Here is a 15,312-nt window from a genome sequence, read left to right on the forward strand (position 1 = left end):
GCATTTCGTTGTTGCCAGTATTTTGCAACAGAACCGGCCGTGTCGTGGTGAGGCTACTACTACACGCCGTCGTGATCACCTCAGGGCGGGCGACACGGAGGTGCCGGGGTGACGGACGAGGCGCAGGTCACCGCATGGGCGCTCGCCGCGGGTCGGGGTGACCGCGACGCCGCGGGCGCGTTCGTCCGGGCCACGCAACCGCAGGTCCGGCGCTTCCTCGCCGCGCTGGCCTCCCCTGAAGAGGCCGACGATCTGGCGCAGGAGACGTACCTGCGGGCGATGCGGTCGCTGCCGTCGTTCGCGGGCCGGTCCTCGGCGCGCACCTGGCTGCTCGGCATCGCCCGTCGGGTCGCGGTGGACCAGGTGCGGATGGCGATGTCACGTCCCCGCACGGTCCCCCTGTCGGACTCCCACGACACGGCTGACCCGAATCGCAGCGGCTTCGACCGGCAGGTGGCGCTGGAGCAGCTCATCGCCGCACTACCCGACGACCGGCGCGAGGCGTTCGTCGTCACCCAGGTGCTCGGGCTGTCGTACGCCGAGGCGGCCGAAGTGTGCGACTGCCCGGTCGGGACGATCCGCTCCCGGGTGGCCCGGGCCCGCGAGGACCTGATCGCCGCCGTGGCCGCGCAGCCCGCCGAACTGTGGCGCAGGCGGGACGACGCCGCCGGGTGAGCATCCCTGACCTGCCCGCCCGCGCCGAGACGCGGGAACCAACGAGGCGCGTCGGCCGACTACTGGTACATGGGGTGTGCGCAGTGGCGTGAGGTGTTGTCGGCCCAGCTCGACGGCGAGGAGAGCCCGGCCGAGCGGCTGGCGGCCGAGGACCACCTGGCCGGGTGCGGGGGCTGCCGGGCGTGGTACGACCGGGCCGCCGCGGTGACCCGGCGTGCCCGGCTTTCGCTCAGCGCCGACGGTGTCGACCTCACCGACGTGGTGCTGGCCGCCCTGCCCGCTCCGACGCCGTGGTGGCGCCGTTCGCACCGGATCACGGTGGGCCTGCGAGCCGCGCTGGGCCTGATCGGTGTGCTGCAGCTCATGCTCGGCCTCGCACAGGTGGGCCGCAGTGCCGCCAGCACGCACGTCCACGCCGGCGGTCCGCTGTCCTCCGGGCATCTGTGGCACGAGTCGGCGGCGTGGAACATCGCGGTCGGCGCCGGTTTCCTGTTCGTGGCGGCCCGGCGTACCCCACCGACCGGACTGGTGCCGATGCTGTCCGCATTCGTCGGCACCCTGGTGCTGCTGTCGGTCAACGATCTCGCCACCGGCCGGGTGGATCCCACCCGGCTGGTCAGCCACGCCTTCCTGCTCGCCGGGTACGTCGTCGTCGTGGCCATGTCCCGCACCCGGACAGGGCCGGGTGCCCCCTCCGGCCGTGCCCGCCGGGACGAGAGCCGGTGGCGGCTGACGGAGGACGAGACCCCCGCCCCCAGCCTGCGGCTGCTGCAACCGCCATTCCCGGGCTCCGCCCACCACCGCCAGGACACGGCAGCGTGACCTGCGGGATATGTGACGAAAGTTACCGCGCCGACGGGAACTCCCGCCCGCGCGGATCCGACCACTCGAAGACACCCGACCTCCGAGGGGATCCTCCATGCCCACCATCACCACCGGCCGTCGGCTGCGCCCGGCCGTCCTGCTCGCCGCCGCCGTCCTGGTCACCTCCGTCGCCGGTTGCGGATCGTCGGACGACTCGTCGTCCGCCACGCCCACCGCGTCGCCGACGGCCGCGGCGTCGGCCAGCACGGCGGCGGGTGTGCTCGGCATCCGCGATCCGTGGGTGAAGGCCGCCGACACGGGCATGACCGCCGCGTTCGGCACCCTCGTCAACGACGGGGACAGCGACGTGACGATCACCGCCGCCGCGACCGAGGTGTCGCCGATGGAGCTGCACGAGATGACCATGAAGGACGGGAAGATGGTCATGCGGGCCAAGCAGAGCGGCGTCGTGATCAAGGCCAAGAGCGAGCACGTGCTGCAGCCCGGCGGCGACCACCTCATGTTGATGGACCTCAAGCAGCCGGTGAAGGCCGGTGACGAGCTGACCTTCACGCTGACCTTCGCCGACGGCCGGACCCAGACGTTCACGGCGGTGGCGAAGCCGTTCACCGGCGCGCAGGAGAGCTACGCCCCCGGTCACGGCCAGCCGATGCCGGGCGGCTCGGCCAGCCCCAGCCCGGCGCCGTGACCGGCACGCCGACGCCCCACCGGGTGAGCCGGCGTGGCCTGCTCACCGGTGGGGCGCTGGCCGCCGGCGGCACGCTCGCCGGCGCCGCCGCCGCCACCGCCGCCCGTTCCGACACTCCCGTCGTGCGTCCCGCCGACCCGGTACCGGTGGCGGCGGTCGGCACCACGGTCGAGCCGTTCCACGGCACCCGACAGGCCGGGATCGCCACCGAACCCCAGGCGCACGCGGCGTTCGTCGCGTTCACCCTGAAACCAGGCACCGACCGGGCCACGCTGGGGCGGATGCTGCGGCTGCTCTCCGACGACGCCGCCCGCCTCACCCAGGGCCGCCCCGCCCTCGCCGACACCGAACCCGAACTCGGGCTACTGCCGGCCCGGCTGACCGTCACCTTCGGCTTCGGGCCCGGCCTCTACCGCGCCGCCGGCCTCGAGGACCGCCGACCGCCGTCGGTGGCCGACCTGCCGTCCTTCCGCATCGACCGGCTCCAGCCCCGCTGGTCCGGCGGGGACCTGCTGCTGCAGATCTGCGCCGACGACCCGCTCACCGTCGCCCACGCCCAACGGGTGCTGGTCAAGGACAGCCGGCCGTTCGCCACCGTCCGCTGGGTGCAACAGGGCTTCCGCCGCGCCGCCGGCGCCGAACCCGGCCACACGCAACGCAACCTGTTCGGCCAACTCGACGGCACCGCCAACCCGAAACCCGGCGGCCCGCTGGAGAGCGCCGTCTGGGTGACCGACGGCCCCGACTGGCTACGCGACGGCACCACCCTCGTCGTCCGCCGCATCTCGATGAACCTGGAAACCTGGGACCTGCTCGGCCGCACCGACCGGGAACTGGCCGTCGGCCGCCGCCTCGACACCGGCGCCCCGCTCACCGGCACCGCCGAACACGACGAACCCGACTTCGCCGCCCTCGGCCCCGACGGACTCACCGTCATCCCGGACTTCTCCCACCTCACCCGGGCCCACGTCACCGACGACCGGCTCAAGATCCTCCGCCGCCCCTACAACTACGACGGCGTACCCGCCGCCGACGGCACCGCCGACAGCGGACTGATCTTCGCCTCCTACCAGACGGACATCGCGGAGCAGTTCCTGCCCATCCAGCGGCGCCTCGCCGAACGGGACCTGCTCAACGAGTGGACCACCCCGATCGGCTCCGCCGTCTTCGCCATCCCACCCGGCTGCCCCGACGGCGGCTGGATCGGCCAGCAACTGCTCGGCTGACCACACCCATCAGGAGAGACATGCGCACCAAGGTTCGCCGGCCGACAGTCGCCGGCCTCGCCGCCGCGCTGACCGTGGCGGCACTGCTGCTCGTACCGGCCGCGCCGGCCGCCGCACACAACACCCTGAAGGCCGCCACCCCGGCCAAGGACGCCCGGCTCACCGAGCCGCCGACGCAGATCACGCTCGAGTTCATGCAGAAGCTGAACCCGTCGTTCACCACCATCACCCTGTCCGACGCCGCTCAGCAGAAGGTGCCGACCAGCGAACCAGCCGTCACCGGCACCAAGGGCGCCATCACCATCGACCAGGCTCTGACCAACGGCGCCTACACCGTCGCCTACCGCGTCGTCTCCGCCGACGGGCACCCGGTGCAGGGCTCGTACCGGTTCACCGTCGCCGACCCCACCGCCGGCCCCGCGGCGACCGCACCGCCCACCCCGGCCACCTCCGCCCCGGCCGCCCCGTCGGCCAGCCCGGCCGCCGCCTCCCGAGACTCCGACAACGGCCCCGGAGCCGTGGTCCTGGTCGGCGGGATCCTCCTGGCGGCGGTGGTCGTCGCGGGAGCCGTCGCCCTGGTACGCCGACGGTCCCGATCGTCCTGACCCGCACCGGCGGCACCGTCCGCCGGCACCCGCCGATACCGGGACCCGGCGTCCCGCTGCTGGCAGCCCGTCCCGCCGTGCCCAGTCGCTGCCGCCGACACGAACCCGGCCCTCGCCGACTCATCGAAACCAAGGTCAACTACGTGCCCGACACCGTTTCCTCCCCGGCCCAGCCGCCCCGGCACCTTCCGCCGGTGTCGCGGGTCGAGCGGACCAGCCGCCCGGCCGAGCCGAACCGCTCCGCCGCCGACGCAACGCTGCTGGCCGTCGCGGCGCTGGTGGGGGCTTTGGGCGTACTCCTGACCGGGTTGCGGGCCGGCGACGCGCTGGTCGCAGCGATCCCCGGCCTGCCGGACCCGGGGCCGGTGACGACCTGGGCGCTGCCGGTCGTCCGGCTGCTCGCCGACGGGCTCGGCACGGTGACGGTGGGGCTGGCGGTCACGGCGGCGATCCTGCTGCCCGGCGACGGGCCGAGCGTGTCGGCGTACGGGTGGCTGCTGCTGCGCCGCGCGGGCCTGGCGGCGGCTGGTTGGGCGGCTGCCGCCCTGGTCATGGTCGTGCTGACCGTGTCGGACCTGCTCGGCGTGCCGGTCGACCGGCTGGGTGCGGCGACCGTGGTCAGCTTCGCCACCTCGATCTCGCAGGGGCAGGCGCTGCTGCTGCAGGCCGGCCTGGCGTCGGCCGTGGCGGTGCTCGCCCGGGTGGGCGTATCCCGGGGGCTCGCGGCCGCCGGGGCGCTGGTGGCGCTGGTCGCCGTGGTGCCACCGGCGTTCACCGGGCACGCCGCCGGGGCTGGTGACCATCAGATCGCGGTCTCCAGCCTCGTCCTGCACGTCATGGCCGCCGCCCTCTGGGTCGGCTGCCTGGTGGCCCTGCTGATGGTCCGTCGCGGCCGGCACCTCGCCGACGCCGCCGGCCGCTACAGCCGCCTGGCGCTGGGCTGCTTCGTCGCGGTCGCGGTCAGCGGCACCGTCAACGCCGCTGTCCGCCTCGGTGGCCTGGAGGAACTGTGGCGGTCCCGGTACGGCTGGCTCGTGCTGGGCAAACTGGCCGCGCTCGCCGTGCTGGGCGTACTCGGCGCCGCACACCGGGCCCGGGCGCTGCCCGCCCTGCGGGCCGGCCGTCGGGGTTCGTTCGCCCGGCTGGCGGCCGGTGAGGTCGTCGTGTTCGCGGCAACCCTCGGGCTGGCGGTGGCGCTCTCCCGCAGCCCCACCCCGGTCACCGAGGACCCCGTGGCGGCGGACCCGGTCACCGAGGTGCTCGGCTTCCCGATGCCCGCTGCACCCACCGCCGGGCGCCTGCTGGGCCAGCCGCTGCCCGACCTGTTCGTGTTGACCGTCGTCGTCCTGGGCGCCGCCGGCTACCTGGCCGGGGTGCGGCGGCTGCACCGGGCCGGGCACCGCTGGCCGGTCGTCCGGACCGCGAGCTGGCTCGCCGGCCTGGCCGTACTCGGCGCGATCATCGGCCTCGGCGTGGCCCGGTACGCGTACGTGCTGTTCAGCGTGCACATGGTGCAGCACATGGTGCTGTCCATGCTGGTGCCGATCCTGCTCGTCGGCGGCGCCCCGATCACCCTCGCCCTGCGGGCGCTCCGCCGCCCCGCCGACCCGCAGCTGCGCGGTGCCCGGGAGTGGCTGCTGCTCGCGCTGCACAGCCGGCCCGCGAAGCTGCTCACCCACCCCCTCGTAGCGCTGGGAATCTACGCCGGCAGCCTCTTCGGCCTGTACTTCAGCGACCTGCTCGGCACGCTCATGCGCTCCCACCTCGGCCACCTCGCGATGCTCGGCCACTTCGTGCTCGCCGGGTACCTGCTGTTCTGGGTGCTCATCGGTGTCGACCCGGGCCGCCCCCGGGTGCCGCACCCGATCCTGGTGCTCGTCCACCTGGCGGCGATGATGGCGCACGGCTTCTTCGGCCTGGTGCTCATGCAGACCACCACCGTCATCGCCCCCGACTGGTACCTCGCCGTCCACCCCGAATGGGCGTCCGCACTGCTGGCGGACCAGAAACTCGGCGCGGGCATCGCCTGGGCGTTCGGGGAGATTCCGGCCGCCGTCGTCATGATCCTGCTGGTCCGGCAGTGGGTCCGCGCCGACCAGCGCGAGCAGGCCCGCCTCGACCGCGCCGCCGACCGCGCCGAAGCCACCGGCGAGGACGACGACCTCGCCCGTTACAACGCCTTCCTCGCCGCCGCCCGCTCCCCCCGCCGGTTCGACGCGAGCTGACCGGAGCGGAGCCGGGAACTTTCCGGGGCCTCTGCCCGACTACTGGACCGGGAGACGGAGACCGGGCAGCCCTGGCTCGATGGGCACGAGCTACCAGACCCCTGACCTATGAGCCTGATCGGAGTAGTTCCATGTCCGTCACCGAACTGCCCGGCGACCGCCCGGCGGAGTCCGCCGCCGCGCCGGACACCGCACGACCCGCACGCCGGCTCACGCCGTTCGCGGCGATGCTGACCCGGCTGCATTTCTACGCCGGCATCCTGGTCGCCCCGTTCCTGCTGATCGCCGCCGTGACCGGCCTCGCGTACACGATCACCCCGCAACTGGACCAGGCGCTCTACGGCAACCAGCTCACCGTCGCCGCCGTCGGCGACCAGCCAAGGCCCCTCGCCGAGCAGGTCACCGCCGCCCGGACCGCGCATCCCGACGGCACCCTCGCCGCCGTGTCACCCGGCACCGGCGACAAGACCACCCAGGTGGTGTTCTCGTTGGAGGAACTCGGCGAGAAGCAACACACGGTGTACGTGGACCCGTACACCGGCGAGGTCAAGGGCCAGCTCACCACCTGGTTCGGGTCCACCCCGGCCACCACCTGGCTGGACGACCTGCACCGCAACCTGCACCTGGGCGACCTCGGCCGGCACTACTCGGAGATCGCCGCCAGCTGGCTGTGGGTCCTCGTCCTCGGTGGTGTCATCCTGTGGTGGCGTCAACGCAGCGCCACGCGTGCCCGGGCGAGACACCTGCTCGTGCCGGACCTGTCCGTCCGCAAGGGAGTCCGCCGCACGCGGGGCTGGCACGCCACCACCGGCGTCTGGCTGGCTGTCGGCCTGCTGTTCCTGTCCGCCACCGGACTGACCTGGTCCCGGTACGCCGGCGCGAACTTCGGCACCGGCCTGGACGCCCTGCGCGCCGGCACCCCGGAGGTCTCCACCGCCGTCGACGGAACGCCCCCGACCACCGGCGGCGGTGAGCACCAGCACGGCGGACCGACCAGCGGCGCCGCGGACAACCCGGCCACCTACGACAAGGTGTTGGCCACCGCGCGCGACGCCGGCCTCTCCGGACCGGTGGAGATCAGCCCCGCCGGGGAACCCGGCACCGCGTGGACGGTCACCCAGGTCGACAACACCTGGCCCGTCGCGAAGGACCGGATCGCCGTCGACCCGGCCGCCGGTCTGGTGACCGCGCGCAGCGACTTCGCCGACTGGCCGCTGCTCGCCCAGCTCAGCAGCCTCGGCATCCAGGCCCACATGGGTCTGCTGTTCGGCCCGCTCAACCAGATCCTGCTCGCCGCGCTCGCCCTGGGCCTGCTCTGCGTCATCGTCTGGGGCTACCGGATGTGGTGGCAGCGCCGTCCCACCCGCGCCGACCGCCGCGCCCCGCTCGGCGCACCACCCGCCCGGGGCGGAGCCCGTGGACTGCGGTGGTGGGTGCTGCTGGCCGGCGTGCCGGTCACCGTGGCCGTCGGCTGGGCGTTGCCCTGGTTTGGCGTCACCCTGCTCGGTTTCCTCATCGTCGACGTCATCCTCGGCACGATCGCCCGCCGACGCCGCCCCGCCGTACCGGTCTCCCCGGCTCCGGCCGGCAGGTGACCCACCAGGCTCCTCGGCTTGAGGGCCTCCGCCCACCGAGGGATCGCGGCCGCCACGGCTGACGGTCCAGCGGCGACCCGCTGAAACGTCGTCGGGAACTTCTCCCGGCCCGGTGCCGACTACTTGCTGAGCCACACCGCCCCATCCGCCCACCGCGGCTCCGCGCGGAGCCGTCTTGTCGAAGGGATCCACGTCATGAGGACCGCCTTGCGGCGTACGGCCCAGGCCGGCGCTGCCACCCTGCTGGCCGCCGGTGCCGTGCTGCTGACCGCCGCGCCGGCCGCCGCGCACGTCACCGTCACCCCGACCGGGACGGCGGCCAATTCCTACACCGTCCTCACGGTCTCGGTGCCGCACGGCTGCGACGGCGCCGGCACCACCAAGGTCGCCGTCAAGATCCCAGAAGAGATCATCTCGGTGACGCCGACCGTCAACGTCAACTGGACCGTGTCGAAGGTGATGACCGACCTGAACCCACCGGTCAAGGACAGCCACGGCAACGAGATCACCCAGCGCGTCTCCGAGGTCGTCTACACCGCCAAGGCACCGCTGCCCGATGACCTGCGGGACACCTTCCAGCTGTCGCTGAAGCTGCCGGACACGCCGGGCAAGACGCTGGTCTTCCCGTCCGTGCAGACCTGCGAGAAGGGCGAGACGGCCTGGGTGCAGGTGCCCGCCGACGGGCAGAACCCGGACGACCTCGAACACCCGGCTCCCGGTTTCACAGTGACCGAGGCCGCGAAGGAAGGCGCCGCCGATCCCAGCCCCGCCGCCGATGTGGCGCTGGCCGGCGCGGAGAGCGACGCCGCCGATGAGCAGAGCGGCGGGACCAGCACGGTGAGCTGGATCGCGCTCGCGGCCGGCATCCTCGGCCTGCTGCTCGGCGGGTTCGCCGTCCTGCGCCCGTCCATCGCCCGGTCCCGCGGCACCGACGCCTGACATGCCGATCCCGGTCCGACGCCCGCCAGCCCGGCTGGCGGGCCTCGCCGGTGCCCTGCTCTGCGGGCTCCTGCTGGCGCTCGGGCCGGCGGCACCGGCACACGCGCACGCCACGCTGCTCGGCACCGACCCCGCCGACGGTGCCGTGCTGCCGAGCACACCGGCCAAGGTCACCCTGACCTTCAACGAACCGGTCCAGGTCCGCGCCGGAGCCGTCCGGCTGCTCGACGCCACCGGTACCGAGCAGCCGGCGGCCGTGCGCACCGTGGACACCCGGGTCGTGCTCGACGTGCCGCCCGGCTTGAGCGACGGCAGCTACGTGGTCACCTGGCGGGTCATCTCCGCCGACAGTCACCCGGTCGCCGGCGGCTTCACGTTCGCCATCGGGGCCCCCACCGCCGGCGCGATCGACGCCGCGACCGTCCCGGAGCCCAGCCGCGGCGTGCGGCTGACCCGGCAGCTCACCGAAGCGCTCGGCTACACCGGCGTGCTCGGCGGCGCAGGCCTGGCCGCCTTCGCGTTCCTGCTGCTGCCCGCCGCCGCCGGCACCGCCGTGGTCCGGCGCCGGATCTACGCCCTGCTGCGCTGGTCGGTTCCGGTGACCGCGGTCACGGTGCTCGTCGCCTTGCCCGTCGTCGTCGCCTGGCAGGACGGTGCCGACCTTGCCGCACTGGCCCGAGCGTCGACGTGGCGGACGGCGCTGGGCACCGACACCGCGCTCGCCGCGCTGCTCGCCGTCGCGGGCCTGGCCGTGGCGCTTTTCGCCGCTCACACCACCCGGTCACAGACCCGGCGGTACGCGGCAACGGCCGGCCTGGCCGGCGCCGCGCTCGCCGTGGGATCGCTGGCCCTGACCGGGCACACCCGTACGTTCGGCCCCGCCGTGCTCGTTCTCACCGCCGACCTGCTGCACGTGGCCAACGCCGCCCTCTGGCTCGGCGGGCTCATCGGACTCACCCTCCTGCTGTTGCCCTCCTCCCAGGCGACACCAACGGCGGCGGCGACCGCCATCACCGCGTTCTCCCGGGCGGCCGCATGGCTGGTCGCCGCCCTCACCATCACCGGTGTCCTGCTCGGCTGGCGCATCGTCCAGACCTGGTCCGCGCTGTTCGGCACCGCGTACGGCACCGCCCTGCTCGTCAAGGGCGCATGCGTCGCCGTCATCGTGGGGATCGCGGCCTGGAACCGCTACCGGCTGGTTCCCCGGATCACCGCCGCGGACGGCACGGGCCCGGCGTGGTCGGCGCTGCGCCGCACCGTACGAGCCGAAGCCGGGCTGCTCGCCGTCGTCATCGCCACCACCGGCGTGCTGGTGACCCGGAGCCCCGTCGAGGACGGCGACCCGTCCGCGCCCCCCGAACGCCCCGCGTCCGTGGAGCTCACCGCGCAGCTCGGCAACCACCGCGCCGCCATCGTGCTGACCCCGGGCGCCACCGGCGTCAACGCGCTGCAACTGACCATCCTCGACGGCGAGCGCCGACCGGTCGAGCCGGTCACCGCGCCGGAACTGCGCTTCAGCCTGCCCGCCCAGAACGTCGGTCCGCTCGAACGCTCCGTCTCCCGCACCGCACCCGGGCGCTACGAGGCCGTCGCCGAGTTCCCCCTGCCCGGCCAATGGATCGTCGAGGTCAGCGTCCGCACCTCCAAGTACGAGAACCCGGTCGCCCGCATACCCGTGGAGATTCCATGAAACGCCCGGTCGGCCGCGTCGTCGCGGCCCTGGCCGCCGCGGCGGCGGTCCTCCTGCTCACCGGCTCGCCCGCCACCGCGCACGTCCTGCTCGCCAAGGCACAACCCAACGGCGACGGCAGTACCACCCTCACCTTCACCTTCGACCACGGCTGCGGCGAATCACCCACCACCGAACTGATCGTCTCCCTGCCGGCTGGCGCCACCCCAGCCAGCCGCACCGAACAACCCGCCGGATGGACGGCGAGTACCGCGCCCAGCCGGGTCACCTGGACCGGACCCGGGCTCAAGGCCGGCGCCGAAGCCGCGTTCTCCCTCACCACCCGCCTGACCGGCACGATCGGACAGCCACTGCGCTTCCCCACTGTGCAGCGCTGCGCCAACGGTGCGGCGTACGAATGGACCGACCCGCAACCCGGCGACGAACACCCCGCGCCCAGCCTGATCGCGACCGGTGCGATCCTGGCCCCGACCCCCACGGCCACGCGGGCCGCTACCGCCCCGGCACCGGGCACCGGCGGTGCCGCCACCCTGCCACAGGCACTCGGCGCACTGGCCCTGTTCGTCGTCGCCGCCGCGACGGCGACCGCCCTCGCCCGTCCTCGCCGGCACCCGGCATCCTCACCCACGCACACACGCGACAGCTCGGTGCTCTGACACCACAGCGACAGCAGCCGGACACCGCGCCGAAGCCACCAGGTGTCCCACCGCCGTCATGCCGTGATCGCGGTCGGCACGTTGCGGGCTTGCGGCCCCATGCGGAAGTCGACGTCGATCTGCGTGCTGAGATCCATGCCCGCGCGTTCGTTGGCCCAGGCTGCCGCGTTGCGCCGGTGGAACTCGTGGGCCCACCGGGTGAAGGCGGTCCAGTCCTGGACGCTGCGGTCGACGGCCTCGGTCAGCTGTCCCAGCACGGCCCGGTTGGCGGCTTCCAGCTCGTCCAGCGGCCCCACCGTGCCGCGTTCGGCCCGGCGCACGTACGCCGAGCGGCTCACCCAGGTGAGGAGGTCCTGGCCGACGTGCTCGCGGAGGAACTCGACATCCGACGCGTCCTCGACCTTGTTGCCGACGACGGTCAGCGCTACTCCGTAGTCGCGGGCGTAGCCGGCGTACTGGCGGTAGACGCTGACGCTGCGTACCGTCGGCTCGCAGACCAGGAAGGTGCGGTCGAAGCGGGTGAACAGCCCTGAGGCGAACGAGTCGGCGCCGGCGGTCATGTCCACCACCACGTACTCGCCGGGCCCGTCGACCATGTGGTTGAGCAGCAGTTCGACCGCGCCGACCTTGGAGTGGTAGCAGGCGACGCCGAGGTCCTCGGCGGTGAACTCACCGGTCACCGCGAGCCGCACCCCACCTACCGGCCGGACGCACGACTCGTAGATCGGGTTGTCTTCGACCACGCTCAGCAGGCGCGAGCCGGTGCCTGGCGGGGTGGTCTTCACCATCTCATCGGCGGAGCCGATGCGGGGATTGTCGCCACGGAGGTGTTCCTTGATCACGGGCAGGTGTTCGCCGAGCGGGGTCATCGTCGCGGTGGCGCCCTCCGGTCCGCCGAGGGCCACTGCGAGGTGTTGGTTGATGTCGGCGTCGATGGCCAGCACCGGCCGACCCTGCGCCGCGAGGTGGCGGGCGAACAGCGCGGCCAGGGTGGTCTTCCCGCTGCCGCCCTTGCCGACGAACGCGACCTTCATCGCACGACCCCCGCAACGCTAACGGTAATCGTTTGCATGTAAGGCACTGTAACCGGTCGCATGGTGGTCCGGACGGCGACCCGCCAATGTGTCCACCGATCGGCAGGCGACCGTCCGTGGTGAGCGGTCAGAGGTGCCGGTCGGCGTCGGCGCGTTGTCCCGCTCGCAGCGGGGGCGCCTCGGCCGACAGGCCCAGCACGTCGACCGCGATGCGGTGGATCGTGTCGAGCGTACGGTCGCGTCCGCCGGCGCCCTCCACCATGAGCAGCAGGTGCCGCACGCCGGGCAGGGTGGCGGCCTGGTCCAGCATCTCCCCGCAGCGGCCGGGCGAGCCGACCGGGTGGATGGTGACGAGGCGTTCCACGTAGGCGTCCAGATCCCGGTGGCTCGCGGGGGTGCCGTCGAGGCGGACGTACTCACGGGTGCCGGCGAGCAGCGCCGGGAGCCCGGCGCGGACATCGTCGGCGGCCTGCGCGTCGCTGTCCCCGACGTGTGCCAGGTGGGCGCTGGCGTGGCCGACGGGGTGCCGGTCGTGGCCGTGCGCGGCCGCCACCCCGGCGTAACGGTCGAGCAGGTGCGCTTTCTCGGCGAGGTCGGCGTGCAGCCCGAGCAGCAGCGGCATGCCGTGCCGCGCGGCGAGGTCCACCGTCTGCGGTGACGTCGCCGCGACCCATACCGGTATCCGCCGCGCGGGACGCGGCACGACCGGCACCGGCCGGAAGGGGAATCGGTCGTTGCCGGCCACGGTCGCCACGCCGGACAGCCACCGGTCCAGCAGTTCAAGTGCGTCGTGAAAGCCGGTGTGGAAGCGGTCCAGGCCGGTGCCGAACACCTCCAGGTCGACCCACGGGCCGCCCCGGCCGACCCCGAGCCGGAACCGGCCGCCGGACAACTCGTCGAGCAGCACCGCCTCCTCACCGAGAGCGACCGGGTGACGGTTCGACAGGATGCAGGCCGCGGTGCCGACGGCGATGCGTGCGGTGGAGCCGAGCAGGTGCGCGGCGAAGGTGGTCGCCGAGGGACACACGCCGTAGGAGATGAAGTGGTGTTCGGCGATCCAGACCCCGGCGTATCCGACGGCCTCGGCGGCACGGCCGTACTGATGGGCGTCGGCCAGAGCCGTGGCGTGAGTGCCGCCCGGGCGGTGCCCGGCGAGCAGGAACAGGTGGACCTCGACGTCCCTGCCTGCTCGCCGGGCGGCAATCGGGTCAGCAGTCACGCAGCTCGGGTGACTGGTTGAGCAACTGGCCGCGGGTGGAGACGAAGCGGCGGTAGGTGTCCGAGTCGACGGCGGCCAGGCGGAACGCCGCAATGCGGTGGCAGTTCTGGAAGGCCAGTTTGACGCCGAAGTGGCGCTCGAGACTGGACCGGATGGCGTCGCTGGCCAGGGCGCGCAGGAGTTGGCCCCGCTCGGCCTCGCTCGGCGGCGGGATGACGTTGTCGGCGAACTCGCCGTCGGACGACTCCAGCTCCGCCACTACCCGACTGACGGTCTGCCAGGCGTACGGCAGTGAGTCGCGGACACAGGCCACGAACTCCTCGTCGGCGACGGGCCCCGATTCGGCGGCCTGCAACAGGTTGGGTGGCACGGTGAGAGACATGCTCCTCCTCACACGATAACGATCACAATTGTCGTTAGCGTCGCGTCACGAGCACACCACGCACCGTGCGTGGCGTCAATGGCCGCTGACGCCATGGGGGCCGGCCGGCGCGAGGCCCGGGTGGACGGTGGGCTCGCGCCGGCCGGAGTCCGCCGCTTGCCGGTACCCCCTACCTCGGCGGACGTCTGTGTTCGGCTGCTTGTGACGGTGGTGGTCAGGGAAGGACGTCGAAGGTCCAGGTCTTGGCGCCGGAGCTGATGGTGGCGCCGGTGGAGGCGAGCTTGGCGGTGACTTCGAAGGTGACGGTGTAGGTGCCGGCGGCGTCGAAGCCCCAGTTGACGTGGGCGTGGGTGTTGCGGTTGACGTTGAGGCTGTCGGGCAGGCCGTTGCCGCTGTCGAACAGCACCGTCGGGGTGCCGCCGGAGACGGTGTAGACGCTGAATCCGGCCGGCCCGGTGACGTTGGTCAGTTTGAAGGTGACCCGGTTGTTCTGGAGCACACCACTGGGCACCTCGGTGGTGTTCCAGCCGGCCCAGAGCAGTCCGGCGGTGCTGGCCTGGGGCAGCACCCAGGCCTGGCCGCCGGTGCCGAGGAACGACCAGGCGCTGCCGCCGGGCACGGTGAGCTTGGCGGTGTTGGGAACGCGCAGGACGACGTCGGCGGGGTTGCGCTCGACCGACGGACTGACGGTGTCGTCGAGCAGGTTGACGGTCAGTGCGCCGCCGGCGTAGTCGACGTCGATGACGTCGACGTGGCCGCTGGAGAGCACGATCGGCGCCGCGGTGGCGGGGGTGGCGGTGCCGGCGAGCAGCGCGGCGGTCAGGGCGAGGCCGGCGAGGAAACGACTGCGGGTACGCATGGTGCTCACGCCCTGACCACGACGCGCAGGGTGGCCGGTTCGCTGGTGACCTGCTCGCCGGTGGCGGCGAGGGTGCCGGTGGCCCGGAAGGTGATGCAGTAGGTGCCGGCGCGGTCGAAGGCCCAGTTGGCGTGCAGGTGGTCGCCGGCGGTCAGGGCGATGGTGTCGGGCAGGCCGTCGCCGCTGTCGGCGAGGATGGTGGGCTGCCCGACGGCGTTCTCGGTGTAGATGGCGAGCTGCCCGAGCCCGCTGACCGACTGCAGGTTGAGGGTGAGGGCGTCGGCGGTGAAGGTGCCCGGTTCGACCTCCTCGGCGGCGATGCCGGGCCAGACGAGGTTGGTGTTCTGGATCTCGGGCAGGATCCACACCTTCGACACCCCGGGGGTGCCGAGGAAGCCGAAGGCGGGGTCGTTCGGGACGGTGACCTTGGCCTGCCGCTTGACGACGATCTTGACGTCGTCGGCGGCGTACTCGACGTCGTTGTCCTCGTCGTGGACGCCGAGCTCCAGCTCGCCGGCCTCGTACGCGATGTCGACCAGGTCGAGGTGCCCGGAGTTGAAGGTCACCACGGCGGCCTGCGCCGGCGGCGCTGCCGCGAGCAGCGCCGCGGTCACCGCCCCGGAGGCGAGCAGCAGGCGGATGGGCTTACGCACGAAGGAACTCCTTCCGCGCGGTCCCCAATGGACCACGTTAT

General features: G+C 73.1%; 15 protein-coding genes. 10 read left to right on the plus strand and 5 right to left on the minus strand.

Going from position 1 to position 15,312, the window contains the following annotated elements; genetic code table 11:
- Positions 1 to 108 precede the first annotated feature (108 nt).
- The 10 genes from AB0873_RS17415 (at position 109) to AB0873_RS17460 (ending at position 11,124) form a co-directional block, all read left to right on the plus strand.
- Positions 109 to 675: a sigma-70 family RNA polymerase sigma factor gene (locus AB0873_RS17415; protein WP_366600735.1), complete on the plus strand. Its 567-nt coding sequence runs from the start codon at positions 109 to 111 to the stop codon at positions 673 to 675.
- A gap of 69 nt (positions 676 to 744) precedes the next feature.
- Complete coding sequence (locus AB0873_RS17420; protein ID WP_366600736.1) at positions 745 to 1,497, plus strand: zf-HC2 domain-containing protein; 753 nt, start codon at positions 745 to 747, stop codon at positions 1,495 to 1,497.
- Between the two features lie 97 nt (positions 1,498 to 1,594).
- The gene (locus AB0873_RS17425) at positions 1,595 to 2,188 is read left to right on the plus strand and encodes a copper chaperone PCu(A)C (protein WP_366600737.1); all 594 of its coding nucleotides are present in this window, start codon (positions 1,595 to 1,597) and stop codon (positions 2,186 to 2,188) included.
- A gap of 23 nt (positions 2,189 to 2,211) precedes the next feature.
- Positions 2,212 to 3,414: a Dyp-type peroxidase gene (locus AB0873_RS17430; RefSeq protein WP_366600811.1), complete on the plus strand. Its 1,203-nt coding sequence runs from the start codon at positions 2,212 to 2,214 to the stop codon at positions 3,412 to 3,414.
- Positions 3,415 to 3,434: 20 nt separating this feature from the next.
- Positions 3,435 to 4,019, plus strand: coding sequence for a copper resistance CopC family protein (locus tag AB0873_RS17435; RefSeq protein ID WP_366600738.1), 585 nt, complete (start codon positions 3,435 to 3,437; stop codon positions 4,017 to 4,019).
- A 257-nt stretch (positions 4,020 to 4,276) separates the two neighbouring features.
- Positions 4,277 to 6,244 carry a cytochrome c oxidase assembly protein gene (locus tag AB0873_RS17440; RefSeq protein WP_366600812.1) on the plus strand — a complete coding sequence of 656 codons (1,968 nt, stop codon included), beginning with the start codon at positions 4,277 to 4,279 and terminating at the stop codon, positions 6,242 to 6,244.
- 131 nt (positions 6,245 to 6,375) lie between these two features.
- Positions 6,376 to 7,839 (plus strand): PepSY domain-containing protein, encoded by a 1,464-nt coding sequence (locus AB0873_RS17445; protein WP_366600739.1) that lies wholly within the window; start codon positions 6,376 to 6,378, stop codon positions 7,837 to 7,839.
- A 195-nt stretch (positions 7,840 to 8,034) separates the two neighbouring features.
- The gene (locus AB0873_RS17450; protein ID WP_366600740.1) at positions 8,035 to 8,778 is read left to right on the plus strand and encodes a YcnI family protein; all 744 of its coding nucleotides are present in this window, start codon (positions 8,035 to 8,037) and stop codon (positions 8,776 to 8,778) included.
- Position 8,779: 1 nt separating this feature from the next.
- Complete coding sequence (locus AB0873_RS17455) at positions 8,780 to 10,468, plus strand: copper resistance protein CopC (RefSeq protein ID WP_366600741.1); 1,689 nt, start codon at positions 8,780 to 8,782, stop codon at positions 10,466 to 10,468.
- Entirely contained in the window at positions 10,465 to 11,124 is a 660-nt protein-coding gene (locus tag AB0873_RS17460) for a DUF1775 domain-containing protein (RefSeq protein WP_366600742.1), read from the plus strand. The genes AB0873_RS17455 and AB0873_RS17460 overlap by 4 nt, the downstream gene beginning before the upstream one ends.
- A gap of 56 nt (positions 11,125 to 11,180) precedes the next feature.
- On the opposite strand, the gene AB0873_RS17465 is transcribed toward AB0873_RS17460, so the two are convergent.
- From AB0873_RS17465 to AB0873_RS17485, 5 genes are all read right to left on the minus strand, one after another.
- On the minus strand, positions 11,181 to 12,158 hold the full coding sequence (locus tag AB0873_RS17465) for an ATP-binding protein (RefSeq protein ID WP_366600743.1): 978 nt from the start codon (positions 12,156 to 12,158) through the stop codon (positions 11,181 to 11,183).
- A 127-nt stretch (positions 12,159 to 12,285) separates the two neighbouring features.
- Positions 12,286 to 13,377 carry an LLM class flavin-dependent oxidoreductase gene (locus AB0873_RS17470; protein ID WP_366600744.1) on the minus strand — a complete coding sequence of 364 codons (1,092 nt, stop codon included), beginning with the start codon at positions 13,375 to 13,377 and terminating at the stop codon, positions 12,286 to 12,288.
- The gene (locus tag AB0873_RS17475) at positions 13,367 to 13,759 is read right to left on the minus strand and encodes an SCO5389 family protein (RefSeq protein WP_366600745.1); all 393 of its coding nucleotides are present in this window, start codon (positions 13,757 to 13,759) and stop codon (positions 13,367 to 13,369) included. The genes AB0873_RS17470 and AB0873_RS17475 overlap by 11 nt, the downstream gene beginning before the upstream one ends.
- Before the next feature lie 214 nt (positions 13,760 to 13,973).
- On the minus strand, positions 13,974 to 14,627 hold the full coding sequence (locus tag AB0873_RS17480; RefSeq protein WP_366600746.1) for a choice-of-anchor M domain-containing protein: 654 nt from the start codon (positions 14,625 to 14,627) through the stop codon (positions 13,974 to 13,976).
- On the minus strand, positions 14,624 to 15,271 hold the full coding sequence (locus tag AB0873_RS17485; protein WP_366600747.1) for a choice-of-anchor M domain-containing protein: 648 nt from the start codon (positions 15,269 to 15,271) through the stop codon (positions 14,624 to 14,626). The genes AB0873_RS17480 and AB0873_RS17485 overlap by 4 nt, the downstream gene beginning before the upstream one ends.
- Positions 15,272 to 15,312 lie beyond the last annotated feature (41 nt).

It is taken from the genome of Micromonospora sp. NPDC047707 (assembly GCF_040704235.1).
In the GTDB taxonomy this organism is placed as follows: domain Bacteria; phylum Actinomycetota; class Actinomycetes; order Mycobacteriales; family Micromonosporaceae; genus Micromonospora.